General features: G+C 57.9%; 19 protein-coding genes. 16 read left to right on the top strand and 3 right to left on the bottom strand.

Annotation, left to right across the window (positions count from 1 at the left end; translation table 11 throughout):
* Nucleotides 1–138 precede the first annotated feature (138 nt).
* Entirely contained in the window at nt 139–594 is a 456-nt protein-coding gene (locus AC3WMT_RS05705; protein ID WP_103305141.1) for a flavodoxin, read from the top strand.
* On the opposite strand, the gene AC3WMT_RS05700 is transcribed toward AC3WMT_RS05705, so the two are convergent.
* Nucleotides 584–1,471 carry a LysR family transcriptional regulator gene (locus tag AC3WMT_RS05700; protein WP_103305142.1) on the bottom strand — a complete coding sequence of 296 codons (888 nt, stop codon included), beginning with the start codon at nt 1,469–1,471 and terminating at the stop codon, nt 584–586. The genes AC3WMT_RS05705 and AC3WMT_RS05700 overlap by 11 nt on opposite strands.
* A 96-nt stretch (nt 1,472–1,567) precedes the next feature.
* Between AC3WMT_RS05700 and AC3WMT_RS05695 the strand changes: the two genes are divergently transcribed.
* From AC3WMT_RS05695 to AC3WMT_RS05650, 10 genes are all read left to right on the top strand, one after another.
* The gene (locus AC3WMT_RS05695) at nt 1,568–1,954 is read left to right on the top strand and encodes a CidA/LrgA family protein (protein WP_103305143.1); all 387 of its coding nucleotides are present in this window, start codon (nt 1,568–1,570) and stop codon (nt 1,952–1,954) included.
* Nucleotides 1,944–2,630, top strand: coding sequence for an LrgB family protein (locus AC3WMT_RS05690; RefSeq protein WP_103305144.1), 687 nt, complete (start codon nt 1,944–1,946; stop codon nt 2,628–2,630). Before AC3WMT_RS05695 ends, AC3WMT_RS05690 begins: the two co-directional genes overlap by 11 nt.
* 131 nt (nt 2,631–2,761) lie before the next feature.
* Nucleotides 2,762–3,544 carry a class II aldolase/adducin family protein gene (locus AC3WMT_RS05685; protein ID WP_103305145.1) on the top strand — a complete coding sequence of 261 codons (783 nt, stop codon included), beginning with the start codon at nt 2,762–2,764 and terminating at the stop codon, nt 3,542–3,544.
* Nucleotides 3,544–4,446 carry an alpha/beta fold hydrolase gene (locus AC3WMT_RS05680; RefSeq protein ID WP_103305146.1) on the top strand — a complete coding sequence of 301 codons (903 nt, stop codon included), beginning with the start codon at nt 3,544–3,546 and terminating at the stop codon, nt 4,444–4,446. Before AC3WMT_RS05685 ends, AC3WMT_RS05680 begins: the two co-directional genes overlap by 1 nt.
* A gap of 308 nt (nt 4,447–4,754) precedes the next feature.
* Nucleotides 4,755–5,666, top strand: coding sequence for an SDR family oxidoreductase (locus tag AC3WMT_RS05675; RefSeq protein ID WP_103305147.1), 912 nt, complete (start codon nt 4,755–4,757; stop codon nt 5,664–5,666).
* A gap of 313 nt (nt 5,667–5,979) precedes the next feature.
* Nucleotides 5,980–6,381, top strand: a complete 402-nt coding sequence (locus tag AC3WMT_RS05670; protein WP_146041249.1) for a hypothetical protein — start codon at nt 5,980–5,982, stop codon at nt 6,379–6,381.
* A gap of 161 nt (nt 6,382–6,542) precedes the next feature.
* A complete protein-coding gene (locus AC3WMT_RS05665) occupies nt 6,543–8,336 on the top strand; it encodes a DUF1302 domain-containing protein (protein WP_103305149.1) in 1,794 nt (597 codons plus the stop codon).
* 23 nt (nt 8,337–8,359) lie between these two features.
* A complete protein-coding gene (locus AC3WMT_RS05660; protein ID WP_103305150.1) occupies nt 8,360–9,727 on the top strand; it encodes a DUF1329 domain-containing protein in 1,368 nt (455 codons plus the stop codon).
* Nucleotides 9,728–9,866: 139 nt separating this feature from the next.
* Nucleotides 9,867–12,422 (top strand): helix-turn-helix transcriptional regulator, encoded by a 2,556-nt coding sequence (locus tag AC3WMT_RS05655; protein ID WP_103305151.1) that lies wholly within the window; start codon nt 9,867–9,869, stop codon nt 12,420–12,422.
* Between the two features lie 167 nt (nt 12,423–12,589).
* Nucleotides 12,590–17,095: a dermonecrotic toxin domain-containing protein gene (locus AC3WMT_RS05650; protein ID WP_103305152.1), complete on the top strand. Its 4,506-nt coding sequence runs from the start codon at nt 12,590–12,592 to the stop codon at nt 17,093–17,095.
* A 35-nt stretch (nt 17,096–17,130) separates the two neighbouring features.
* Here AC3WMT_RS05650 and AC3WMT_RS05645 read toward each other — a convergent pair whose 3' ends face one another.
* Nucleotides 17,131–17,916 (bottom strand): IclR family transcriptional regulator, encoded by a 786-nt coding sequence (locus tag AC3WMT_RS05645; protein ID WP_103305153.1) that lies wholly within the window; start codon nt 17,914–17,916, stop codon nt 17,131–17,133.
* Nucleotides 17,917–18,081: 165 nt separating this feature from the next.
* Here AC3WMT_RS05645 and hmgA point away from each other — a divergent pair, with 165 nt between their 5' ends.
* From hmgA to AC3WMT_RS05625, 4 genes are all read left to right on the top strand, one after another.
* Nucleotides 18,082–19,386 carry a homogentisate 1,2-dioxygenase gene (gene hmgA / locus AC3WMT_RS05640; protein ID WP_103305154.1) on the top strand — a complete coding sequence of 435 codons (1,305 nt, stop codon included), beginning with the start codon at nt 18,082–18,084 and terminating at the stop codon, nt 19,384–19,386.
* 3 nt (nt 19,387–19,389) lie between these two features.
* Nucleotides 19,390–20,694 carry a fumarylacetoacetase gene (fahA, locus tag AC3WMT_RS05635; RefSeq protein ID WP_103305155.1) on the top strand — a complete coding sequence of 435 codons (1,305 nt, stop codon included), beginning with the start codon at nt 19,390–19,392 and terminating at the stop codon, nt 20,692–20,694.
* Between the two features lie 12 nt (nt 20,695–20,706).
* Complete coding sequence (gene maiA / locus AC3WMT_RS05630; RefSeq protein WP_103305156.1) at nt 20,707–21,342, top strand: maleylacetoacetate isomerase; 636 nt, start codon at nt 20,707–20,709, stop codon at nt 21,340–21,342.
* A gap of 160 nt (nt 21,343–21,502) precedes the next feature.
* On the top strand, nt 21,503–22,873 hold the full coding sequence (locus AC3WMT_RS05625; RefSeq protein ID WP_103305157.1) for an MFS transporter: 1,371 nt from the start codon (nt 21,503–21,505) through the stop codon (nt 22,871–22,873).
* Between the two features lie 169 nt (nt 22,874–23,042).
* On the opposite strand, the gene AC3WMT_RS05620 is transcribed toward AC3WMT_RS05625, so the two are convergent.
* Nucleotides 23,043–23,846 (bottom strand): SirB1 family protein, encoded by an 804-nt coding sequence (locus AC3WMT_RS05620; RefSeq protein WP_103305158.1) that lies wholly within the window; start codon nt 23,844–23,846, stop codon nt 23,043–23,045.
* 185 nt (nt 23,847–24,031) lie between these two features.
* Between AC3WMT_RS05620 and AC3WMT_RS05615 the strand changes: the two genes are divergently transcribed.
* On the top strand, nt 24,032–25,051 hold the full coding sequence (locus tag AC3WMT_RS05615; protein WP_103305159.1) for a Leu/Phe/Val dehydrogenase: 1,020 nt from the start codon (nt 24,032–24,034) through the stop codon (nt 25,049–25,051).
* The last annotated feature ends 37 nt before the right edge of the window (nt 25,052–25,088 follow it).

Raw genomic sequence — 25,088 nt, 5'->3', positions numbered from 1 at the left:
CGTTGTCAGTGGCAGGCATTCTAAAAGAACGGTAAAGGCTGTCTATAGGCCATCAGCGCTGATTGCGAGGCAATCGCAACTTCACCGCCCGGGGCTGTTACTATCGCCGCTCTTTTTTTCAGTTTCAGGATCAGATTGATGAAAGTCGCCATCCTCTCCGGTTCGGTCTACGGCGCAGCCGAAGATGTCGCCCGCCATGCCCAGAACCTGCTGAAAGACGCTGGCTTTGAAACGTTCTACAACTCGCGCGCCAATCTGGCCGACATCCAGTCTTTCGGCCCGGAAGCCTTTCTGGCAGTGACCTCGACCACCGGCATGGGCGAGTTGCCGGACAACCTGCAACCGCTGTACTCGGCCATTCGTGATCAGTTGCCGGCAGCCTGGCGTGGTTTGCCGGGCGCGGTGATCGCCTTGGGCGACGCGAGCTACGGCGATACCTTTTGCGGCGGTGGTGAGCAAATGCGTGAGCTGTTCGCCGAACTTGGCCTGCGTGAGGTTCAGGAAATGCTGCGCATCGACGCCAGCGAAAGCGTGACGCCGGATACTGACGCAGAACCTTGGCTGGCCGAACTTGTCAGCGTACTCAAGGGCTGATGCCGCGCTCGCGCAACAGTGCCAGCCAGGCCTGCGCCGCTTTCGACAGATAGGCGCCCCGACGCCAGATAAACGCAATGTCCCAGCGCAGGTAATCCGGCGCTCGCAAGGTCAGGCGTACCACGCCTGGCCGCACCAGACCGCGCGCGACCACGCTGGGTAACAACACCACGCCTTGCCCGGCCGCCACCAGTGCCGCGAGAAAGTCTGCCTGACCGCTACGCCCGCCTTCCTTCGGTGTAAAACCCATCTGCTGACAGGCCTGCAGCAAGCGGTCATTGAGCACGAAACTGCGCTGATACAGCAGGAACGGCGTATCGGCCAACTCCTCCAGCCCAATCTCTCCACGATCTGCCAATGGATGATCCACCGGCAGCAGGGCGTCGAGTTTCTCATCACAAAACGGCTGGCAGTCGAACTGCGGATCCTTCGGCAACAAGCTGCCCCCAAGCTCGAGTTCGCCACTCAGCACCGCTTGCTCGATGTTGCGGCTGCCGCCCTCCAGCAACTGAATGCTGATGTTCGGATAGCGCCGTCGATACTCGGCAAACAGCCCGGCAAACAGCGCATCGCTGCCCAACAGGGGCAGGCCGAGGCGCAACTCGCCACGCGCCAGTTGACTGAGATCGTCCAGCTCACTGAGCAACTCGTTGCGTAATCGCAGCATCCCTTCGGCCCTTTGCAGCACCACGCTGCCGGCGGCGGTCAGGCGCAGCTGTGAGCCAAGCCGTTCGAGCAGGGGCGTGCCGAGGCTCTGCTCCAGTTGTGCGACTTGTTTGCTTACCGCCGACTGACTGATGTGCAAGGTTTTCGCCGCTTGGGTAAAGCCGCCCTGATGCATGACTTCGACAAAACTGCGCAACTGTTTGAATTCCATGACCTGATTCCATTTTGGAATGGCTGTGAGTCTAACAATTCGCTTCTGGGATGGTAGGTCGATTCGTAAAATAGGCGTCTGTAAGGAGCCAAAATCATGAAAGCCGCGAACCTCAAACACCTTTCCCGTCTATTCGCCGAACTGGCCGTGTTGCTCGGTCTCTACCTGCTCGGCTGCCAACTCGCCGTCTGGCTGGCCCTGCCGATTCCCGGCGGAGTGATCGGCATGGCGCTGTTGCTGCTGGCGTTTGCCTTTGACTGGGTCAAACCGGCGGCGTTGCAGTTGGGCGCAGGATTGCTGATGGCCGAGATGCTGCTGTTTTTCATCCCGGCGCTGATGAGCCTGCTCGACTATGGCGCGTTGTTGCGCAATGACGGCTGGCGGATTCTGCTGGTGATCGCCGCCAGCACACTGATGGTGATGCTGGTGACCGCGTTCACCGTGGAATTGGCCGTGCGTATGAGGCGTTCCCATGAAGCTTGAACTGATGCCGATGTTCTGGCTCGCCTTCACACTGCTGGCCTACCTGTTCAGCCGCTGGATTTATCGCCGCACCGGGCGTTACCTGCTGTCGCCGCTGATTCTGGTGCCGGCACTGCTGCTGGCGCTCGCCGTGCCGCTGCACACCGCCTACGCCGAATACTCCAGCAACACCCATTGGCTGATGCTGGTGCTGGGCCCGGTCACTGTCGCGTTCGCCGTGCCGATCTGGCAGCAGCGGCGCCTGTTGGTGCGGCACTGGTCGGCGTTGCTGCTGGGCATGGTCGCCGGCAGTGCGGCATCGATTGCCACTTCGTTCGGCTTGGCCAAGGCACTGGCACTCGATAGCTCGGTGACGATGTCCCTGGTGCCGCGCTCGATCACCACACCGTTCGCCATGCCGCTGGCGCAGGATCTGGGGGGCGTACCGGAATTGACGGCGGTGTTTGTGATGTTCACCGGGGTGTTCGGCGCGATGCTCGGCGGCGTGCTCTTGAAGTGGTTGCCGTTGCGCAGTGCCTTGGCGCGTGGAGCCCTGTTCGGGGTCGGCGCGCACGGCGCCGGGGTCAGTCGCGCCCATGAAGTGGGCGGCGAGGAAGGCTCCGTGGCGGGGCTGGTTATGGTGTTGACCGGCTTGCTCAATCTGTTCGCCGCACCTTTGTTGGCGTCGTTGCTTTGACATGGATCCAAGGTGTTTGCATGGCTGACCCGCTCAGTCATCAAGCTGGCTGGCAATGCAACTACGTGATCGGCCTGGCCTGACTAGACTGCTGACACGAGCAAAACAATAAGAACGCAGAGGTGCATACAGTGAGCGTAGCCCCCGTCCAGTCGTCCCTTAATGTCAAAGAGCAGGTCAGCGCCGCCGAGTGGCAGACCCGCGTCGATCTCGCCGCTTGTTATCGTCTGGTCGCGCTGCATGGCTGGGACGATCTGATCTTCACGCACATTTCCGCCAAGGTGCCGGGCACCGAAGATTTCCTGATCAATCCGTTCGGCCTGATGTTCCATGAGATCACCGCGTCGAGCCTGGTCAAAGTCGATCAGGCCGGCAACAAACTCATGGGCAGCCCTTACGAGATCAACCCCGCCGGTTACACCATCCACAGCGCCGTGCATGAAGTACGACATGACGTGGTGTGCGTGCTGCACACGCACACGGCCTCCGGTGTTGCCGTTTCGGCGCAGAAACAAGGCGTGTTGCCGATCAGCCAGCAATCGCTGTTCGTGCTGTCGAGCCTGGCTTATCACGCTTATGAAGGTGTGGCGTTGAATCACGAAGAGAAAGCGCGGTTGCAGGCCGACCTTGGCGAGAGCAATTTTCTCATGCTGCACAACCACGGTCTGCTGACCTGTGGCGGCACCATCGCCGATACCTTTTTGATGATGTTCACCTTCCAGCGTGCCTGTGACATTCAAGTCATGGCGCAGACCGGCGGCGCTGAACTCATCGCCATCGAACCGCAAATTCTGGCAGGCGCCAAGGCGATGATCGCCGGCGTCACCAAAAGTGCTCAAGGCATGGGGGGCGCGCTGGCCTGGCCGGCGTTGCTGCGCAAACTCGATAAACAAGACCCGGGATATAAACTCTAATGCCTCTTGCCGAGATTCCTCTGTGTGTCTGGCGTAAACGCAGCCAGACGTTTGTCTTTCGTGGCCAGCCGATCCGTTACTGGACGGCGGGGCAGGGTGAGCCACTGCTGCTGATTCATGGCTTTCCGACCGCCAGTTGGGATTGGCATTACTTGTGGCAACCACTGGCCCAGCGTTATCGGGTGATCGCCTGTGACATGCTCGGTTTCGGTGATTCGGCCAAACCGCTGAATCACACTTACAGCCTTCTCGAGCAGGCGGATCTGCAACAGGCGTTGCTCGCCCATTTGCAGGTCGAGCCACCGGTGCACATTCTTGCCCACGACTATGGCGACAGCGTTGCGCAGGAATTGCTGGCACGGCATTACGACGGTCAGATCGAAGTCGCCAGTTGCGTGTTTCTCAACGGCGGGCTGTTCCCGGAAACCCATCGTCCGGTGCTGATGCAAAAACTGTTGCTGAGCCCGTTGGGCTGGATGATTGGCCGTGCGTTTACCCGCGATGCGCTGGTCAAAAGCTTCCGCCAGATCTTCGGCCCACAGACCCGTCCGAGTGAAAGTGAACTGGATGATTTCTGGAGCCTGATCGACAGCAATCGCGGGCCCCGGATCATGCACAAATTGATCAGCTACATTCCCGAACGACGCGTGCAGCGTGATCGCTGGGTGGCCGCTATGCAGCGCGGTGAAGTGCCGTTGCGGGTGATTGATGGCGAAGTCGATCCGATCTCCGGGGCGCACATGGTTGAACGTTATCGCGAGTTGATTCCCGACGCGGACACCGTGTTGTTGCCGGGCATCGGCCACTATCCGCAGACCGAGGCGCCGGGGCAGGTGCTCAAGCATTACCTGGCGTTTCGTGATCGCTTCGCACTGCCGCCGCGCCGAGTGGCGTGCTCCTGACGATCAAATGTTCCGCCGCTCCGACATTTGGCCGGGTGAACTTTTTTGGCGAGGGAGCTTGCTCCCGCTGGGGCGCGAAGCGGCCCTTGATTCTGTGATCAGGTTCTTACAGGAAAACCGCGAGTAACGTTTTACGACTGCAGCGCAGCCGAGCGGGAGCAAGCTCCCTCGCCACAAAAACTCATATGGCCTTCACTATCCCCCCACCTTATCGCGCACCATTCACCCCCAGCCGTGTTCGTTGTGAGCAAAAGCTGCGTGCCTGACACTCGGGATCACTGTCCCTTTGGCCTGCTGGAGTTGCTGCGATGAATGAGTCTGTGCATTTCGAAGATAAAGTCGTGATCGTCACCGGCGCCGGTGGTGGCCTCGGCCGGGCTCACGCACTGCTGTTCGCCAGACAGGGCGCCAGAGTGCTGGTCAACGACCTCGGTGGCTCCACCCAGGGCGAAGGCGCCAACGCCTCTGCTGCCGACCGCGTAGTGGCAGAAATTCGCGAGGCTGGCGGTATCGCCGAAGCCAACCACGACTCGGTCACCGACGGCGACAAACTGGTACAGAACGCCCTCGACGTCTTCGGCCGTGTCGACGTCGTGGTCAACAACGCCGGGATTCTGCGCGACAAGACCTTCCACAAAATGGACGACGCCGACTGGGATCTGGTTTACCGCGTCCACGTCGAAGGCGCCTACAAAGTCACCCGCGCCGCCTGGCCGCACCTGCGCGAACAAAACTACGGCCGGGTGATCTTCACCGCCTCGACCTCGGGCATCTACGGCAACTTCGGCCAGTCCAACTACGGCATGGCCAAACTTGGCCTCTACGGTTTGACCCGCACCCTGGCCATCGAAGGACGCAAGAACAACATCCTGGTCAACGCCATTGCACCGACTGGCGGCACGCGCATGACCGAAGGTCTGATCCCGCCGCAAGTGTTCGAGCAACTGAAGCCGGAACTGGTCAGCCCGTTGGTGGTGTATCTGGCAAGCGAACAATGCCAGGAGACTTCCGGGTTGTTTGAAGTCGGCGGCGGCTGGATGGGCAAGGTGCGTTGGGAACGCAGCCTCGGTGCCGGGTTTGATCCACGGGTGGGTTTCTCGCCGGAAGATGTTGCGGCGCATTGGCAGCAGATCTGCGACTTTGAAGGGGCAGCGCACCCGAAGGACAACATTGAGGCGTTGAAGGAGATGATGGCGAATTTGCAGAAGTATTCGCTTTAGGTGACGTTTGAGCCTCGCTGCGTTCTGAATGCGGCGAGGCTTCTTCTATTACTCACGCATTCAAATGCTTTCAGTTCCTGCTTTTTCGAAGCGTCAATTGCCTCGGCGGTATAGCGCAATGCCTCGTCGTTGCTCAGTTTGAAGTCTTCAAGTGTGGCCGTATGGAGGTTATTCCAAAGGGACGGATTACTCTTGGGAATGTAGTCGTCAGCGAACCCCTGCGCTCTGAATCGCTCCATCATTCGAAGTGACCTACATCAGCTTTCGAACGGACATATCTGCATCGTTCGTGAGTAATGAGCTGCTTAGTTGTATGAATAATCGTGAGCGCGATTTGATCGCTTGGGATTGGAAGATCAAAAAGAGATTTCCTACAGATAGGAGCATTTTCCCGACGATTACAAGTGAGACGGGTAAAACGGCGCCCATAAAAAAGGCCGCTGCAAACGCAGCGGCCAAGGTAAGACGTTGGATCAAGGAGCTACAAATCAACGTCAGTGAACACCAGGGTGATAAACCGAAATATTCGATTCATCTGAAATTTTTCAGCAATGGCCTGAATTGCTCGAAGGTCTGTGCATCATGCTTTACGGCGTGTCCCGTGAAAGCCCGCTCAGAATACGGTTTCAAGCCTGTAGGAAAAATACCGATTCCAGACATGCACTGTTACGGGGCATGCAACAGTCATCCTGCATCAACGGCCTCATGCGCTTGATTGATGATCCTCCATCCAGCCGATCCATAGCCCACGCAAAGCCCCGGTCCGCAAGGGCATTCATCCTTTCGGGCGACAATGCGAATACCTCCTTGGTGCGCTTATCGACCCCGTCGTGCGGCAGTAGGGTGGGGCCTTCTGTCACTCACCGGGGAAGACGCATGACAACAAAAACAATGCGCGCCATCTTCACACCGCAGGCGCTGGCAGCCGCGGTGGCTCTGGGTTGCTGCGCTCAGGCGCAAGCAGTTGCGTTCAACATTGGCGAAATCGAGGGCACGTTCGATTCGTCGCTGTCGGTCGGCGCGAGTTGGGGGATGCGCGATGCCGACAAGTCGCTGGTCGGCACGGTCAACGGTGGTACCGGGCAATCCTCGACCGGTGATGACGGACGCCTGAACTTCAAGAAGGGCGAAACCTTCTCGAAAATCGTCAAAGGCATCCACGACCTCGAGTTGAAGTACGGCGATACCGGCGTGTTTGTCCGTGGCAAGTATTGGTACGACTTCGAACTCAAGGACGAAGACCGCGAGTTCAAACCGATCAGCGACAAGGGCCGCAAGGAAGGTGCGAAGTCCTCCGGCGCGCAGATTCTCGATGCCTTCGTCTATCACAACTACTCCATCGCCGATTTGCCGGGCACCGTACGCGCGGGCAAACAGGTGGTGAGTTGGGGCGAAAGTACCTTCATCGGCAACTCGATCAACAGCATCAACCCGATCGACGTTTCGGCGTTTCGTCGACCCGGTGCGGAGATCAAGGAAGGCCTGATTCCGGTGAACATGTTGTTCGGCTCGCAAGGCCTCACCGATCAACTCACTGTTGAAGGCTTCTATCAATTGGAGTGGGACCAGACCGTTCTCGATAACTGCGGCACCTTCTTCGGCGTCGACGTTGCAGCGGACGGTTGCAACAACGGTTACACCGTCGGCAACCCGGCGATTGCGCCGCTGGTGCCATTGACCACTGCGTTTGGCCAAGGCATCCAAGTGACCCGCGAAGGCGTGGTCATCCCCCGTGGCGGCGACCGCGATGCGCGGGATTCCGGGCAGTGGGGCACGGCGTTGCGCTGGCTCGGCGACGATACCGAATACGGCCTGTACTTCATGAATTACCACAGCCGCACGCCGACGGTGGGCACCACCACGGCAGGGCTTTCGACCCTCGCGGCATTGCCGGGCATGGTCGGCATTGCCAACGGCTTGGCACCCGGCAGCGGTTCGGGCCTGGCGCAAAGCGTGATGCTTGGGCGCGGTGGGTATTACTTGGAATACCCCGAAGACATTCGCCTGTACGGCGCGAGCTTCTCCACCACCCTGCCCACCGGCACTGCATGGACCGGCGAGATCAGCTACCGCCCCAATGCTCCGGTGCAGGTCAACACCAACGACCTGACGCTGGCGCTGCTCAACCCGATTGCCGGCGGTACGGCGTCGCCGATCGCGACAACTCCGGGTTCCGACAACAAAGGTTATCGACGCAAAGAGGTCACGCAAATCCAGAGCACCCTCACGCACTTCTTCGATCAGGTGTGGGGCGCCCAACGACTGACGTTGGTTGGCGAAGCCGCGGTGGTACGGGTCGGTGGTCTGGAGTCGCGCAGCAAGCTGCGTTATGGCCGTGACTCGGTGTACGGCCAGTACGGTTTCGGTGGCGACACTGACGGTTTTGTCACCTCGACCTCGTGGGGCTACCGCGCCCGGGCGATTCTCGATTACGCCAACGTGATCGGCGGGATCAACCTCAAACCCAACCTGTCGTGGTCGCACGACGTCGCCGGTTACGGCCCCAATGGCCTGTTCAACGAAGGCGCGAAAGCGATCAGCGTCGGCGTCGATGCCGACTACCGCAACACCTATACCGCGAGCCTCAGCTACACCGACTTTTTCGGCGGCGACTACAACGTCCTCGAAGACCGTGACTTCGTCGCCCTGAGCTTCGGCGTGAACTTCTGATCTGCCCGAGAAGGATGAAAGCAATGCGCAAAATGATTCTGCAATGCGGTGTGCTGGCCCTGAGTCTGTTGGCGGCCAACGTGATGGCGGCGGTGTCGCCGGATGAGGCAAACAAACTCGGCACCAGCCTGACCCCGCTCGGCGCCGAGAAGGCCGGCAACGCGGACGGTTCTATTCCGGCCTGGACCGGTGGCATCCCGAAAAACGCCGGAGCGGTGGACAGCAAAGGCTTCCTGGCTGACCCGTTCGCCAATGAAAAACCGCTGTTCACCATCACTGCGGCCAATGTCGATCAGTACAAGAGCAAACTCTCCGACGGCCAGGTGGCGATGTTCAAACGCTACCCGCAAACCTACAAGATCCCGGTCTATCCAACCCACCGCACCGTCGCCGTGCCAGCGGAAATCTACGAGTCGGCCAAGCGCAGCGCGCTCAATGTCACCAGTATCAATGACGGCAACGGCCTGGCCAATTTCACCGGCAATCGCTATTACGCTTTCCCGATTCCGAAGAACGGCGTGGAGGTATTGTGGAACCACATCACTCGTTACCACGGCGGTAATCTGCGCCGCATCATTACCCAGGTAACGCCGCAGACCAATGGCAGCTACACGCCGATTCGCTTCGAAGAAGAAATCGCCGTGCCGCAATTGATGAAGGACCTCGATCCGGAAAAAGCCGCCAACGTGCTGACCTTCTTCAAGCAATCGGTCACCGCGCCGGCGCGTCTGGCCGGTAACGTGCTGCTGGTGCACGAGACCCTCGATCAAGTAAAGGAACCGCGTCTGGCGTGGATCTACAACGCCGGTCAGCGACGGGTTCGGCGTGCCCCGCAAGTGGCGTATGACGGGCCGGGCACGGCGGCGGATGGCCTGCGCACCTCGGACAACTTCGACATGTTCTCCGGAGCCCCGGATCGCTACGACTGGAAACTGGTCGGCAAAAAGGAAATGTACATTCCGTACAACAGCTACAAACTCGATTCGCCGAAACTCAAGTACGACGACATCGTCAAGGCTGGCCACATCAACCAGGACCTGACCCGCTATGAACTGCACCGGGTCTGGGAGGTGATCGGCACGGTCAAACCGAGCGAGCGGCACATCTACGCCAAGCGCCACATGTACATCGACGAAGACAGCTGGCAGGTCGCACTGGCGGACCATTACGACGGTCGCGGGCAACTGTGGCGCGTCGCCGAAGGTCACGCGCAGTACTACTACGATCACCAGGCGCAGGCCTACACCCTCGAAGCGCTCTACGACATCATCGCCGGCCGCTACATTGCCTTGGGGATGAAGAACGAAGAGAAGCACAGTTTCGAGTTCGGCTTCGAAGCCAAGGCTGCCGACTACACACCATCGGCCCTGCGCGCAGAGGGTGTGCGGTAACGGATCAGATACATCAGCCGTACAAAAGGCGACCGCATGGTCGCCTTTTTTATGGCCGCCAATCAGCGTGCTGAATACTCGTCAACAAGCTGCCGGGAGAGGGCTAGGGTGAGCCCACAACTATAAAAAGGCTCGCCCGATGACTGCCATGACGCCGTGTCTGGATCGCCCCGGATTCTTGCCCAGACTGTCCTCCCATCACCAACCCCGCGCACGGTTGAGCGAGCCATTGCTTGAATCGATGGCGCGGGTCAGGCTGATCTGCGCACCTGCGGGCAGCGGCAAGAGTGCGCTGCTTGCCGAGTGCCTGCTGCAGGCGCCGCAACACTGCGAAGTCTGCTGGTTGCCGCTGGCGGGGGCGGCATTGGGTGTCAGCGAATTTTGTCTGCGCCTGGCGCAGGCGTTGGGGCTGGCCGATACAACGGAGTCCGCTCTGGTCGCGGCGCTGAGTCGCTGGTCGAGGCCTACCTGGCTGTTTATCGATGACTACTGCCGGTTGCCCGATTGCGCGCTGGATGCATTGCTTGATCGCTTGCTGACGGTCAGCAGCCCGGCCTTGATCTGGTGGATCGGCACGCGTCGACGCCCGCCATGCAACTGGCCTCGTCTACTGCTCGATGACGAGTTGTACGAGTGCGAAAGCTCGACCCTGGCGTTCACCGAGGACGAGGTCGCCTTGGCCTTGCGGCACTTGTCCTCTGAGCAGGCCCATAGTGTGGCTGCACGCATCGTTCAGCGCACGGGCGGTTGGTGTGCGGGTGTGCGCATGGCACTGCTGCAAAAGTGCGATTGGTCGCAAGGCAATCAGCCACAGCAACGGGTGGACAGGCTGCTGGACTATTTGCAACACGAACTGTTCAACAGTCTTGCACCGGAGTTGGTCGAAGTCTGGCGAGTATTGGCGCATTTACCGCGTTTCAATGCCGAGTTGTGTGAGCATTTGTTCGGTGCCGGGGAGGGCGCGCAGTACCTGCGCACCTTACAAATGCTTGGTTGCTTCGTCGAACCGTGGAACGAATCGACCGACTGGTTGCAGATCTTTCCCCCGTTGTCGCGTGTGATGCGCGACGAACAATGGCCCGCCAGTCGTTCCTGGCATCGGCGGGCCTGTCAGTGGTTTTCCTGGCGGCTGGATTGGCGTTCGGCTTTCGAACAGGCCTTGCTTGCCGAAGAATATGAAATCGCCGTCAGCCTGTTGCAGCACTTCAGTTTTGAGCATCTGTTCGAAGAGCAGACGGTGGTGCTGTTGTTGCGTCTGCATGAATTGCAGGACGAGGCGCTAACCTTGTCCACACCGCAACTGGTCGGGTTAGTCACCGCAGCACTGCTGTTTGCCGGGCGTTTTGAACAGGCGGCGCAGTGCATTGCGCACTTGGGACGATTCATGCCGCAACCCTGCGCGCAACTGGAGACGCAGTTGATTGCACGTTGGCAGGCACAACAGGGGTGGCTGTTGCACTTGCAGGGGCAAATGGCCCCCGCGCGCGAACATTTTCAACAAGCGCTGGCCGAACTTGCCCGCGATGCCTGGCCGACACGCTTATTGTGTTTGTCGGGGCTAACCCAACAAGCGTTGTTATGTGGCGAATTTGAGCAGGCACTCGCGATCAATCGAGAGGCCTTGCGCCTGGCGAGAGCGCAAGGGGCACTGCTGTTTGAGGGGTTGCTGGAACTCGACCACGCGCAGTTGCTTGAGCAGCGCGGCGCACCGGCCCGGGCCGAAAGTCTGCTCGCGGGTGTTCAAGCGCTGCTCTGCGAGCGAGCGGACCGACCTGCGCCCTTGCTCGGACGCATTGCTCTGCGCCGGGGGCGTATGGCTTTGTTGATGGGACAAGATGAACAGGCCGCGGATTTTTTCCGGGAGGGTCTTGAAGACTGCCTGCGTAACCACGACAAAAGGGTGCTGTATGGTTACCTCGGTCAGGCACAACTGGCAGCGAACCGGAGCGATTACGGCTGCGCATTCGAGCGGCTTCGTGAGGCTGAAAGGCTGATGCAGCGCCGGCAAATTCCGGACACGGTTTATCGCGGTGTACTGTTATATGTAAGCAGCCAACTCTGGTTGCAACAGGGGCGACCGCAATTGGCTCATGAAGCGTTGAGTCGAGTGTTGCGTCATTATCAACCGCCGGCTGAATTGCAAGCACCTCCGGCGACAGTCGACTTGATTGCGCGTATCGAGTACTCACTTATATTAGCCTCGGCTTACCTGGGACTTTCCACTGACCCGATACGGCAACTTCAATCAATGCTGCATAAAGCGCAGAGTGAGGGTGCAGTGACGCTAGAGGCGGAACTGCACTTCGCCTTGGCGGACGTGGCAGGCTTGCACAACCAAACCTCCCACTTGCGCCAGCACACTGCGCAGGGAATGGCGATTGTTCAGCGTTGTGACTTGCACTTGATGGCTCGCCAGGCCCACTTGCGCCGGCCTGTGCTATTTCAAGAAAAATCAAAGCAACAGGTCATTGCTGAGGTTATTCGAGATGTTGAAGTTGGGGGGCTTCTGAGTCAACGGGAACTTCAAATTTTGCAGTTGGTCGCCTCTGGTGACTCTAATCAACAAATCGCAGATAAGCTTTTCCTTTCATTGCACACTGTCAAAACGCATGTACGCAGGATTTACGGAAAGTTGGAGGCGAGTAGCAGAACTCATGCAGTCGCCAAGGCAAGATTGCTGGGTATGTCGATATGAATGACGGACTGATTCAGAGTGTGTCTGTTTTTTTTGTGATATGAGTTGTCTACAACTTTAGAAAAGTATTGGATGTATCTTTCTGCAGGGCATCGGGATTAGTTTGATATGACGAAGCAAACAACATTTCGTCGTTTGTAGTTATCAGGCTGATTAGGTAATCCAATATGGATGTTCTTGGTTTTGAAGGGTCGAGCTTTAATAAGCTGGATGAGGCAATGGTCGCATTGTCGAAACGCTTGGAAAGTGTGCCGACGTTTAATGCTGTTCTGCTCAGTTGTCTGAAAAAAGCGCTCGAGAAAGTTGCGCCAGGTGCTGATGCAAGTATTTTTCATATCAATTATCACGGCAATACCAAGCTTCCGCCAACTGAGCCGGTCGGTCCGCTGTTTCATGTTCTTTCTGACTGTCTTCGACTAGGTCGCACAGCCAGCTATGATCCGAAACTATACGGCGTATATGATCGACCACACTCGAACGATTCTCGAGATGTTCTGGCCGGCATTTCTCTGGTGAAACTGGAAACGCTGCTGGCTGATGTGTGCCGGAAACTTCCCGACTATTACGTCGCGGCTCTAGAAGCATACTGGGCAGAAACAGACGCCATCAAGGGAGCATATTCGATTCCGAAAAAAGCGATACTGGCGCAATTTCAAAGCACTATTTTCTCGAGTGAACTGGAAAGGCTGTTTGATGAAGGTGGCATCAGTCGGGGCGAACTGCAGCGCATCCAGTCTGAAATCCGTCCGGGATCTCGAGGCAACTGGTACGGGATATTCGTCGGTAACGCAGGTGAGGCTTACCGTGAGCATCGTTCGATGTTCGCGCTGCCACTTGGAGCGGCCATTCGTGATGAACTGATTCCTGGGACCGACTCGACTATAGTCCTTTACTCGCCGTCTCGCGGAATCGAAAAGTTTGCATCGTCTGCCGAACTGCACCGGGCGCTGGAAAACCGCCTGACGTCCCGTGATACGCGAGAACAATATCTGCAAACCCTGACAAGCAACGAGCAAAAGTTGTTGCCGGATTCGCCCGAATTTCGCTACTTGAAAGTCGAAGCTGACCTGTTTGAGCGTTTCAGCGAAAGTTTTATCAGCAAATCGCGTGATGTAATTACGCAAAGCCTGGCCCAACTGGCTGAGCCGGATACGGACTTTGAGTCGGTCGTCTCGGCTGTGGAGTTGGCACAGCGCGTGCCTGTCATGCTAGAACAGGCGAGGCTTCGTCGTGCGCGTTTATTCCAACTCATGCAAAAAAATATCTGGCAAGGCGAGTTGATAAGTAAAGATGCCTCGTGGCCGATAGAGTGGGCCAGAGCGGTCGAAGCAAAGCAGAATCTGTTTGATCTGATAAACGCTATTCCGACAGTTGAAGTCATCGCCCGGCAGGTATTACAGCGGGAGTTGGAACGACATCATATTTCCATCGATGTTGATAACGCGTACATCAATACAAAAGACAAGGTGTATGAAATTGACAGGCGTCCCTCCGGCACGATTGCTGAGGTATTGATTCATTGCATTGACCATAACGTCCAGCCTAATTATCTGAGCGGGGGCGGTGATGGGATATTTCATATGCCGGATACATACAGCGACGGGATGAAAGTTCAGGGTGTCAGTATTTTTGGTGTCGAGGACGCGATCATCAAGACCCTGTCTGATATGGGAAGAAGTCTGAGGGTAGCGCTACAGAAGTTTTGGGCGGCTCCGGCGCCATCCATATCGTCTGACGCACCGATGTTGACCAACAAACAAGCCTTTCAACACGCGTATGTCCAGGTCATTGCCAAAGAGCTTTCGCTGACAGTCATGGCCGGTCACGTTGAGGCTAATTTGGCTATACGCTTTTTCGAACTCATGAACTCCGAATTTGGTCTGGGGGCTCATGAGATCGTATTGAATCCTCAGCCGGACTATCTGACCTCATTCGGGCCAAGTTTTGTCATTAATAATGAGCTGTTGGACGACTTGTCGATCAAGGGCTCCAGTGGTTATCTGGTACATACTCCGACAGAGGGTTTCGAGTTCACCGATACCAATGGCCAGATGTTTGACACATTGCAAAATCGACTCGCTCAGCCTGGTAGCGAAGTTAAATACCGAAAGTCAGTAAGCAATGTACTCGCTTATTGTGCAGATGAGCACTTAAAGGGTCAGCTTGAAGCTGTTTCGACGATACTTGTTAATCGTGCTGACTATGATCAGTCGCTAAGTTCCGTTTTGCAGGATAACCAGAATCTCAGCGTTATGCGCTACGGCATCGAGAATCGTTTCTATCTCTTGTGGGCTGCGCTGAAACGCACTGAGTGGCCGGATTGGTTGAAAGTAGCCGACAGCGACATACAACAAAAGTATGTAGAGCTTGAAAACTCTATGGATCAATACGACGTCGAGTACCAACGTGTATTTGATACATGCTTTTCGTTGCGAGACTATGTTTTACGTGTTTTTTCAGAATGGTCGTTGCGCGTGATGGGCGAAGATCTGGATGCGGAAGAAATAACGGTAAAAAGCCTTTACAAGATGCAGGTTGGTGGACGCACCATTGAGCAGGAAGATACCAGGACTTTATTGGAGTTCATTATTTTCGGGCTTCATGATGATGGGCATCGTGCAGAGCTGCATATCGAGAATCTTCCTGCGGGTAGCGCGCTGACTGTCGAGAGACTTGAGGGCTGGTTGAATAATCGCAATCTTCGTGCCGATTACGCTCTCGCCCTTCCCTCCGTACCGTCACCTGAATTTGAACAGGCATATCTCGATCAGCAGTTGAGCAAGATGAACCATGCACTGTTCCGTGCACGGCATTCCGGCATGTATTCCGACTCGGAGGCTAAACTCGTTGAAAGGGCGATGCAAGGTGATGCCTCCTTACGAATTCAAGGTGTCAGTATCAGGAATGACAAGATGCCTTTCAAGGATGTCCTTGTTTTCAGTGAAGCCAATCAACGCTTTTATATGTTTATCAGGACTCCCGCTGGCCAATATGCATTTTTGAAGTTTGCTGGTTTTGATGCCCTGCACAAATGGCTGAAGTCGACGATGTCTGCTGACCTCGATTATGCCGAGTCGTTGACAGGCAGCCCCTACGTTCCAGGCGTGGCTATCAGGCGTGGTTATAATGACGGTTGGAGGGACACCGAATTTACCGATCTCGGTCACGCGAAAGGCCCCCTGGTCAGTTATATGCAAGCCATGTATCGGGCGCAATGGGAGTTGCATAAGTCTGTGGCGCCTGCTGCCTATATTCATCTTGGTGTTGCAGGGCGCAAGCGTCATGCTCGATTGAATACCCAACTCAAGGCGCTGATGACGGTTGATACGCGAGAAAACGGCTTTCCGACCTATGACGAATTTGTGTATGAGGAGATAAAGAAAAATATCGAGGCATTGTTGCTTTCCAGAGGGCAGCGGGTCGAAGTCGATCCAGATCTGATCATCGTTGAAACTGACGACTTCCGGGGAAGTTTTATTGCTATGTTGCTTGAGGAACAAAGGTTGTATGCCGATAATCCTGCGTATTGGAAAGCAAACGGTGCAAGGTATTGGACGATAGGTAATCATCCGAATATTGACAAGCTGAATATTCGCGATATTGCTTCATTGTCGCGTACCTATTATCCTGGTGATTTATATATACGTATGCTCAGGACTGAGTTTCTTGATAGGCGTCACCCTGACTTTGAATTCAAGCGGGCTGCTCATGCGAGCAAGATTCGTTGTGAGATGCATTACAATGCATTGTCTCAGTTCATTGATGGTGAGTTGTCGCCGGATACTCTTAAGTCTCTTCAACGCATCATCGATAGTTTGGCTGACGATGCAAGCCCTGATCCCGATCGTTCACAAAGCAATGATCCTGCTGAGGGCATGTATAAATTTAATCTGTATGCTTTGGATACTTTCATTTCGTACGACAGAATAGTCGGTGGGGTATATATTTTTCGGATCAAGACGCGGGAGGGTTTTGCAGACTGGTTATATACGCCGGATGCTCCGGATCGTCGTTCTTTCCGTCCGGTATCCAAATTTTACAGTTCTGTCCGTTACGATGGTTTGGCGAACTACTATGCCAGTCGGGTGAAAGTCGCCGATAAAAAAGTGGTCAATGATATGTTTACCAAGTTCCACGCTACCGTAAATCCCCCTCAGCCGATCAAACCATGGCACAGGGATGCAGTGGTTAATCTGTATGGGGTTTACGAAGAAAAAGTGTGGTGTGTCGTTAGCGACATTGAAGAAACAACGACCAACTACAGTGAGGTCGTAACTAAAATTGTTTATGACACCCTTCAATTGGCGGCAGCCGTAGTCTGTCCGGCTGTACCCGCGGTCGGGCTCGCAGCCACCGCCGCCGGTGTGCTGAAAAGTTTGTATGGTGCTGCTCACGCGGAGAAGCGAGGCAATTACGATACGGCCTTGGGGCATGTCAAGGATGCCCTTATCGGGTTGGCGACTTTGGGTAAGGCGGGCGCCGCCAAGGGAGCTGCCAAGCAAGTCACCAATGCACAAATCTCCTTTTTAGCGCTAGCGAAAAGCGCGCGTTCGGCGGCGCAATTCGTTGGGGGGGCAGTCGGTCAAAACACCGGGGACAAGGCGTTGATCGACTTCTTCAAAGAATTACTGAAGGAAAAGCCCGCCGGGTCGAGTAAAACCACGGTTCATTGATATTCACCGACCGTCATTCCAGACCGTCGTAATCTTCAAACAGGTTGTTCATACCCCATCCGCCAACTCACGGCCCGCGTCGCAGCCAACAAACGCTGCGCCGCCGGGCCGTTTTCGTCGGCGTGGAACAACGAAGTCGGGCCGACGATGGTCAGCACCGCTGCAACTTGCCCCACCGCGTTGAACACGGGTGCCGACAAGGCATCCACCCCCGGCATCAGCAAACCGTGCACATGATGCAGACCTCGTTCGCGAATCTGTTCACACAGGATGGCGTAAGCCTTTTCATCGGCCAGCGGATGATTGGCAACAGCGATTTCCTGCTCACGTAATTCGTCGGTTTCCCGATGCGGCAGGTAGGCACTGAACACCAGTCCGGTGGAAGAGCTGAGCAACGGCAACACCGAGCCCAATTGCGTCACCACCGTCACCGCGCGCACCGCCGGTTCGATGTGCACAACGGTTGCACCCTGATTGCCCCACACCGCCAGAAAACAGGTTTCGTTGAGTTCGTCGCGCAATTCGGACAGCGGCAGGGCAGCGACTTTCAGCACGTCCATACTGTTGAGGGCGGCCAGGCCCACGCGCAGCGCCTCACGGCCGAGGCCGTAATGGTTGGTGGCGGTGTTTTGCTCGGCAAACCCCGAGGCGATCAACGCCTGCAAATAGCGATGCACTTTGCTCGCCGGCATCTGTACATGTTCGGCCAGACGTGACAGCGAAGTGGAAGGCGACAATTCGGCCAAAGCCTTAAGGATGTCGGTGCCGACTTCGGCGGAGCGCACTTTCTGTTTGCCGTTACTGTCGCTGGTTTTTTCCATGAGGCTGCCGGGATCCGAAAACGAATGGGCGTCTTTATAGCTTGACGCTGGATAGCGAGCAAATTACGTTATGCGTAATCGAATTACGATAATAACAACCCCGGCGTGCCGAAACCTCTGAGCCAGAGCGATGGGCCACTGCCGACTCCCTGTTCAGGAGGCTCCATGAACCTCGATTCAACCGCGTCGTCGCTGGCCTATCAGTCCGGTTTCGGCAACGAATTCAGCACTGAAGCGTTGCCCGGCGCGCTGCCCGTCGGCCAGAACTCCCCGCAAAAAGCCCCGTACGGCCTCTACACCGAATTGTTCTCCGGCACTGCATTCACCATGACCCGCAGTGAAGCGCGGCGTACCTGGATGTACCGGATACAGCCGTCGGCCAATCACCCGGCATTCGTCAAACTGGAGCGGCAACTGGCCGGTGGTCCATTGGGTGAAGTGACCCCCAACCGCCTGCGCTGGAACGCGCTGGACATGCCGAGCGAGCCGACCGATTTCATCGACGGTCTGGTGAGCATGGCGGCCAACTCGGGGGCCGATAAGCCCGCCGGGATCAGCATCTATCACTACGCCGCCAACCGTTCGATGGAACGCGTTTTCTTCAACGCCGATGGCGAACTGCTGCTGGTGCCGCAACTGGGGCGCTTGCGTATTGCCACCGAGCTGGGCGTGCTGGACGTCGCGCCGCTGGAAATCGTCGTGCTGCCACGCGGTCTGAAATTCCGCGTCCAATTGCTTGATCCGCAGGCTCGTGGCTACATCGCCGAGAACCACGGTGCGCCGTTGCGCCTGCCCGACCTGGGGCCGATCGGCAGCAATGGCCTGGCCAACCCGCGCGACTTCCTGACCCCGGTCGCCGCCTACGAAAACCTGCAACAACCGACGACGCTGGTGCAGAAATTCCTCGGCCAGTTGTGGGGCACCGAACTCAATCATTCGCCGCTGAATGTGGTCGCCTGGCATGGCAACAACGTTCCGTACAAATACGACCTGCGCCGGTTCAACACCATCGGCACGGTCAGCTTCGATCATCCGGACCCGTCGATCTTCACGGTGCTGACTTCACCGACCAGTGTGCACGGGCTGGCCAACCTGGATTTCGTGATCTTCCCGCCACGCTGGATGGTCGCCGAGAACACTTTCCGTCCACCGTGGTTCCACCGCAACCTGATGAACGAATTCATGGGCCTGATCCAGGGCGAGTACGACGCCAAGGCCGAAGGCTTTGTGCCCGGCGGCGCCTCCCTGCACAGCTGCATGAGCGCCCACGGTCCGGATGGCGAGACTTGCACCAAAGCGATCAACGCCGCGCTTGCACCGGCGAAGATCGACAACACCATGGCCTTCATGTTCGAGACCAGCCAAGTGTTGCGCCCCACCCGCTTCGCCCTCGAATGCCCACAACTGCAACCCAATTACGACGCCTGCTGGGCCACGTTGCCCGCCACGTTCGACCCGACCCGGAGATAACCCATGACTCAGAATTCCATCACCCGCAGTTGGGTTGTCTCGGCCAATGGCCACGCCGACTTCCCGTTGCAGAACCTGCCGCTGGGCGTGTTCAGCATCAACGGTTCGGCACCGCGCGCCGGTGTGGCAATCGGCGAACACATCTTCGATCTGCAAGTGGCGCTTGAGGCCGGATTGTTCGACGGCGCCGCACGCAGCGCGGTCGAAGCCATGCACGGCGGCCAGTTGAACGCGTTCTTCGAACTCGGTCGCGAAGCGCGGGTGGCCTTGCGCGAGCGCCTGCTGGAATTGTTCAGCGAAGGCAGCACCCATCGCGGCAACATCGAAGCCCAGGGCGCGAAACTGCTGCCACTGGCCGCCGATTGCCAGATGCAGCTGCCGGCGCGCATCAGCGATTACACCGACTTCTACGTCGGCATCGAGCACGCGCAGAACGTCGGCAAACTGTTCCGTCCGGACAACCCATTGCTGCCGAACTACAAACACGTACCGATTGGCTACCACGGCCGCGCCTCCACCGTGCGCGCCTCCGGCACCGACGTGCGCCGCCCGAAAGGCCAGACCTTGCCGGCGGGCGCGACGGAGCCGACTTTCGGCCCCTGCGCACGTCTGGACTATGAACTGGAACTGGGTATCTGGATTGGTCAGGGCAACGAGATGGGCGAGTCGATTGCAATTGGCGATGCCGCCGAGCACATCGCCGGTTTCTGTCTGCTCAACGACTGGTCGGCACGCGATATTCAGGCCTGGGAATACCAGCCGCTGGGTCCGTTCCTGTCAAAGAGTTTTATCACCAGCGTTTCGCCGTGGGTCGTCACCGCTGAGGCGCTGGCGCCGTTCCGCACCGCGCAACCCGAGCGTCCTGAAGGTGATCCGCAGCCGCTGCCGTATCTGTTCGACAAGCGCGATCAGGAGGGCGGTGCGTTCGACATCGAACTGGAGGTGCTGCTGCTCACCGAACGCATGCGCGAACAGAATCTGCCAGCCCATCGCCTGACCCTGAGCAACACCCGCCACATGTACTGGACCGTTGCGCAAATGGTCGCGCACCACAGCGTCAACGGTTGCCAGTTGCAGGCCGGTGATCTGTTTGGTTCGGGCACGTTGTCCGGCCCTGAAAGCGGTCAGTTCGGCAGTCTGCTGGAAATCACCGAGGGCGGCAAAAAGCCGATCGAACTGGCGTCCGGCGAAGTGCGCAAATTCCTCGAGGACGGTGACGAAATCATCCTGCGCGCCCGTTGCGCCCGTGACGGTTTTGCTTCCATCGGCTTCGGTGAATGCCGCGGCAAAGTCTTGGCGGCACGCTGACAGGAGCGGCTCATGGATCTCTATACCTATTACCGTTCGACCTCGTCGTATCGGGTGCGGATCGCGCTGGCGCTCAAGGGCCTCGACTATCAGGCGGTGCCGGTCAATCTGATCGCGCCGTCCGGCGGCGAGCATCGGCAAGCGGCGTATCTGGCGATCAATCCACAGGGCCGCGTGCCGGCCTTGCGCACCGATGAAGGCGAATTGCTGATCCAGTCACCGGCGATCATCGAGTACCTGGAAGAGCGTTATCCACAGCAGCCGCTGTTGCCGGATGATCTCGCCGCTCGCGCCCATGTGCGTGGCGTGGCGGCAGTGATCGGCTGCGATGTGCATCCGCTGCACAACGTCAGCGTGCTTAATCGGTTGCGTCAGTTGGGGCACGAAGAGCCGCAGGTGGTGGAGTGGATCAGTCACTGGATTGGCCAAGGCCTGGCCACGGTGGAGCAGTTGATCGGCGACAGTGGTTTCTGTTTCGGCGAGTGGCCGTGTGTGGCTGACGTCTACCTGATCCCGCAGTTGTATGCGGCCGAGCGATTCAATGTTTCGCTGGAGGCTTATCCGCGGATTCGCCGGGTTGCTGCGCTGGCTGCCGAGCATCCAGCCTTTATCAAGGCCCACCCGGCCAACCAACCCGATACACCTTAAGCTCCAAACAAAAAACTGTGGGAGCGGGCTTGCCCGCGATAGCGATTTATCAGTCACCTCTATGTCGGGTGCACTGCCGCCATCGCGGGCAAGCCCGCTCCCACAGGGGGTAATGCCAGCTTCAACCAAAAAATCATAAAAACAAAACAGGTACCTTGCGATGCACAACCAGATTGCCAGCTTCCGGGCGGCACTCGACGCCCGTCCTGTGTCCCGCTATCAGTGGTTGCTCTTGATCCTGCTCGCCTTGTTGCTGGTCACCGACGGTTACGACGCTCAGGTGCTCGGTTATGTGGTGCCGGCGTTGGCGCAGGATTGGGGACTGGAGAAATCTGCGTTCGGCCCGGTGTTCAGCGCCAACCTGCTCGGTCTTACCCTTGGTTCCCTCGCTGTCACGCCACTGGCAGACCGTTTCGGCGTGCGCCGGATTCTGCTTGCCTGCGTACTGATCTACGCCACCCTCACCGTCCTCATGGTGTTCGCCGACTCGTTGAATACGTTGATGATCGCGCGCTTCATCTGCGGAATTGGTATGGGCGGCGCGATGCCCAGCGCCATGGCGTTGATGTCGGAGTACTCGCCGCCGCGCCTGCGTACATTAATGGTGACGCTGGCCGCATGCGGTTTCTCGTTTGGCGGCGCGGCGGGTGGGTTTGTCGCGGCCGGGTTCATCGACCAGTTCGGCTGGCAAGCGGTGTTCCTCGCCGGTGGCGTCACGCCGTTGCTGCTGTTTCCATTCCTTTGGTGGATGTTGCCGGAATCCTTGCCGCGTTTGTTGCGCGATGCACCGCCGTATGTGCGTCTGCGTAAGGTAACTGCGCGGATGCTGCCGGACTGGCAACCGCCGCCGGCGTCCATCGAGCAAAACCAGCGGGAGCAGGGCAGCAAGCTGACCGTGGTCGAGTTGTTCCGCAACGGTTACGCACGGCCGACATTGCTGATCTGGGCGACGTTTTTTGTCAGCCTGATCTTGCTGTATTTCATGATCAGTTGGCTGCCATCACTGTTGCTGGAAAGTGGCCTGAAACTCAACGAGGCCAATCTGGTGACGTCGATGTTCCTGTTCGCCGGTACCTTGGGTGCAATCTGCATGGCCTGGTTCGCCGACCGCTTGAAGCGCAAGGTCCGCCTTCTGTCCGGCGTCCTGGCGTGCGCGGCGCTGTGCACGATCCTGCTGGGGCTCAATCACGACAATCCGCGTTATCTAGTGGCCTGCGTTTTCGCCGCTGGGTTCTGCATCATCGGCGGGCAACTGACGCTGAATGCGTTCGCGAGTAATTTCTACCCTGCGCACGTTCGTGCCACGGGCACTGGCTGGGCGCTGGGTGTGGGGCGATTCGGTTCGATTCTCGGGCCGCTGTTTGGCAGTCTGCTGCTGGCGATGCACATTCCGGTGGAGCAGATTTTTTTCTTCTGCGCGATTCCGGCGGTGATTGCTGCACTGCTGATCATTCAGGTGCGTTCGCCCAATGACACACGCATATCCAATGTGGGAGCGAGCCTGCTCGCGAAGAGCGATAACACGGTGTAACTGAAAGACCGCGTCGCCTGCTTCGCGAGCAGGCTTGCACCCTCAGTGGTTTATGGTTTTACGCTGAACCGTGCAGGAGTGAGCCTGCTCGCGATGAGGGTGTGTCAGTTATTAATGATCCGACTGACCCACCGCTATCGCGAGCAGGCTCACTCCTACAAAAATCGTTTCAGTGGACGACCGAGTTGGGCGGGAGATGGCCGAGGCGCTCGGTCAGGCGCAGTCGCTGGATCGGATCGTCACTGAGCAACAAGGCATGTTCCAGATCGAAACGCTCGGCGTTCGGGCAGTCGAGCCGTTGATACAGACTGGCGCGGGCGAGGTAATCGGCGACGCCGGCATTGCCCAGTTCGAGCACGCGCTCGGCGTCGATCAACGCGGCGATGAAGTCATCGTGGGTCAGGTGCAACTGACGCAAGTTGCGCGACAGGCGCTGCAGCATCTGCACCGGCGTCGCCGTCAGCAAATGCTCGGCGTTGAGCTTCATGTTCGGCCCGTACTGGCGTTGCAGCAATTCGCGACAGTCATTGGGATATAGGCGTCGACCACCGCAAGGGTCGAGCAAGTGATCGGCTCCGGGCACGCGCAGCAGGAAGTGCCCGGGGAAGTTGACGCCGACCAGTGGAATCTCCAGACCGCGCGCCAGCTCCAGGGCAATCAGCGCCAACGTCAACGGCTGACCACGCCGGGTCTGCAACACTTTATGCAGCAAGGCTGCCTGCGGACGTAGCGGCAGAAAGTCATCCTGGGCAAAACCCAGATCCGTCATGCGTCGCAACAATGGCTGCGCCAGTTCGCTGACTGGTAGCATCGGCAAGCCGTAACTGACCCGTTGTTGCAGCTCCTTGAACTCTTGCAGCGGCGCCTCGGGATCAAGCGCTTTTTCGTGCTCGGCGGCCATCCACAGCGCGGCTTCGAACAGCGCGGGCGGCGAACGGTGCAGACAGTCGAAAAAACGTTGGCGCGGACTCATCACAATCTCCGGGGAATGCCTCGTTTTAGCCCCGTCCGCGCCATTCGTCCAGTGCGTGGTTATGCGCGTCCTGGGTTATGCCGCAAAGCGGTTGTCAGCTGTTGTGCTTATTCCGGTGCGCTCCAGCAATTTTCAGGCGCAAGCCTATACTGGCGTTCTACAAGAAGTGATTCGGGAGCCCAACGATGTTTGCGCTCATGCAAAGCACTCGCCTGGAATCGCTGCACCTTAGCGTCGACCCGGTTTCCGGGTTGAAGGCGGTCATTGCCATCCACAACAGTCGTCTCGGGCCAGCCCTGGGCGGATGTCGTTATCTTGCCTATCCCAATGATGAATCGGCGGTTGAAGACGCGATTCGCCTCGCTCAGGGCATGAGCTACAAAGCCGCGCTGGCGGGCCTGCCGCAGGGCGGTGGCGTCGCGGTGATCGTGCGCCCGGTGCATGTGGAAAATCGCGGCGCGCTGTTCGAAGCCTTCGGCCGTTGCATCGATCAGCTCGACGGTCGCTATATCACCGCCATCGACAGTGGCACATCAGTGGCGGACATGGATTGCATCGCCCAGCAAACCCGGCATGTCACCAGCACCACCTCGGCGGGGGATCCCGCGCCGCATGCGGCCATGGGCGTGTTCACCGGAATTCGCGCCACGGCGATGGCGCGGTTGGGCAGCGATAATCTGGAAGGCTTGCGCGTGGCGATCCAGGGTCTGGGTAATGTCGGTTATGCGCTGGCCGAGCAACTGCATGCAGCCGGGGCTGAATTGCTGGTCAGCGACATCGACCACGGCAAGGTGCAACTGGCAATGGAACAGCTCAATGCGCACCCGATCGCCAACGATGCGTTGCTCAGCACGCCGTGTGACATTCTCGCGCCGTGTGGATTGGGTGGGGTGCTCAACAGTCACACGGTCACGCAACTGCGTTGCTCGGCAGTGGCCGGGTCGGCCAATAATCAGCTGACGCATCTGGATGTCGCCGATCAGCTGGAACGGCGTGGCATTCTTTATGCGCCGGACTATGTGATCAATGCGGGGGGACTGATTTACGTCTCGCTGAAACATCGCGGCGAGGAGTTGAACACGATAACCGCACACCTTTCTAAAATCAGTTCGCGGCTGACCGAGGTATTCGCCCATGCGCAGGCGGAGAAACGTTCGCCGGCGCGGGTGGCGGATGAGTTGGCGGAAAAGGTTTTGTATCGCTGAAACGTAAAAGATCGCAGCCTGCGGCAGCTCCTACAGG

It is taken from the genome of Pseudomonas sp. FW305-7 (genome assembly GCF_058786735.1).
The sequence above is the reverse complement of the archived record's forward strand: the minus strand, read 5'-3'. Positions and strand labels throughout refer to the sequence as shown.

Excerpts from the sequence above, each read along its gene's own strand:
- AC3WMT_RS05695 (WP_103305143.1), top strand. The coding sequence starts at position 1,568 with ATGAAAGCCGCGAACCTCAAACACCTTTCCCGTCTATTCGCCGAACTG.
- AC3WMT_RS05650 (WP_103305152.1), top strand. The coding sequence starts at position 12,590 with ATGGATGTTCTTGGTTTTGAAGGGTCGAGCTTTAATAAGCTGGATGAG.
- AC3WMT_RS05660 (WP_103305150.1), top strand. The coding sequence starts at position 8,360 with ATGCGCAAAATGATTCTGCAATGCGGTGTGCTGGCCCTGAGTCTGTTG.
- AC3WMT_RS05625 (WP_103305157.1), top strand. The coding sequence starts at position 21,503 with ATGCACAACCAGATTGCCAGCTTCCGGGCGGCACTCGACGCCCGTCCT.
- maiA (WP_103305156.1), top strand. The coding sequence starts at position 20,707 with ATGGATCTCTATACCTATTACCGTTCGACCTCGTCGTATCGGGTGCGG.
- AC3WMT_RS05680 (WP_103305146.1), top strand. The coding sequence starts at position 3,544 with ATGCCTCTTGCCGAGATTCCTCTGTGTGTCTGGCGTAAACGCAGCCAG.
- AC3WMT_RS05645 (WP_103305153.1), bottom strand. The coding sequence starts at position 17,916 with ATGGAAAAAACCAGCGACAGTAACGGCAAACAGAAAGTGCGCTCCGCC.
- AC3WMT_RS05670 (WP_146041249.1), top strand. The coding sequence starts at position 5,980 with ATGAATAATCGTGAGCGCGATTTGATCGCTTGGGATTGGAAGATCAAA.
- AC3WMT_RS05615 (WP_103305159.1), top strand. The coding sequence starts at position 24,032 with ATGTTTGCGCTCATGCAAAGCACTCGCCTGGAATCGCTGCACCTTAGC.
- AC3WMT_RS05665 (WP_103305149.1), top strand. The coding sequence starts at position 6,543 with ATGACAACAAAAACAATGCGCGCCATCTTCACACCGCAGGCGCTGGCA.
- fahA (WP_103305155.1), top strand. The coding sequence starts at position 19,390 with ATGACTCAGAATTCCATCACCCGCAGTTGGGTTGTCTCGGCCAATGGC.
- AC3WMT_RS05700 (WP_103305142.1), bottom strand. The coding sequence starts at position 1,471 with ATGGAATTCAAACAGTTGCGCAGTTTTGTCGAAGTCATGCATCAGGGC.
- AC3WMT_RS05620 (WP_103305158.1), bottom strand. The coding sequence starts at position 23,846 with ATGAGTCCGCGCCAACGTTTTTTCGACTGTCTGCACCGTTCGCCGCCC.
- AC3WMT_RS05705 (WP_103305141.1), top strand. The coding sequence starts at position 139 with ATGAAAGTCGCCATCCTCTCCGGTTCGGTCTACGGCGCAGCCGAAGAT.
- AC3WMT_RS05690 (WP_103305144.1), top strand. The coding sequence starts at position 1,944 with ATGAAGCTTGAACTGATGCCGATGTTCTGGCTCGCCTTCACACTGCTG.
- AC3WMT_RS05655 (WP_103305151.1), top strand. The coding sequence starts at position 9,867 with ATGACTGCCATGACGCCGTGTCTGGATCGCCCCGGATTCTTGCCCAGA.
- hmgA (WP_103305154.1), top strand. The coding sequence starts at position 18,082 with ATGAACCTCGATTCAACCGCGTCGTCGCTGGCCTATCAGTCCGGTTTC.
- AC3WMT_RS05675 (WP_103305147.1), top strand. The coding sequence starts at position 4,755 with ATGAATGAGTCTGTGCATTTCGAAGATAAAGTCGTGATCGTCACCGGC.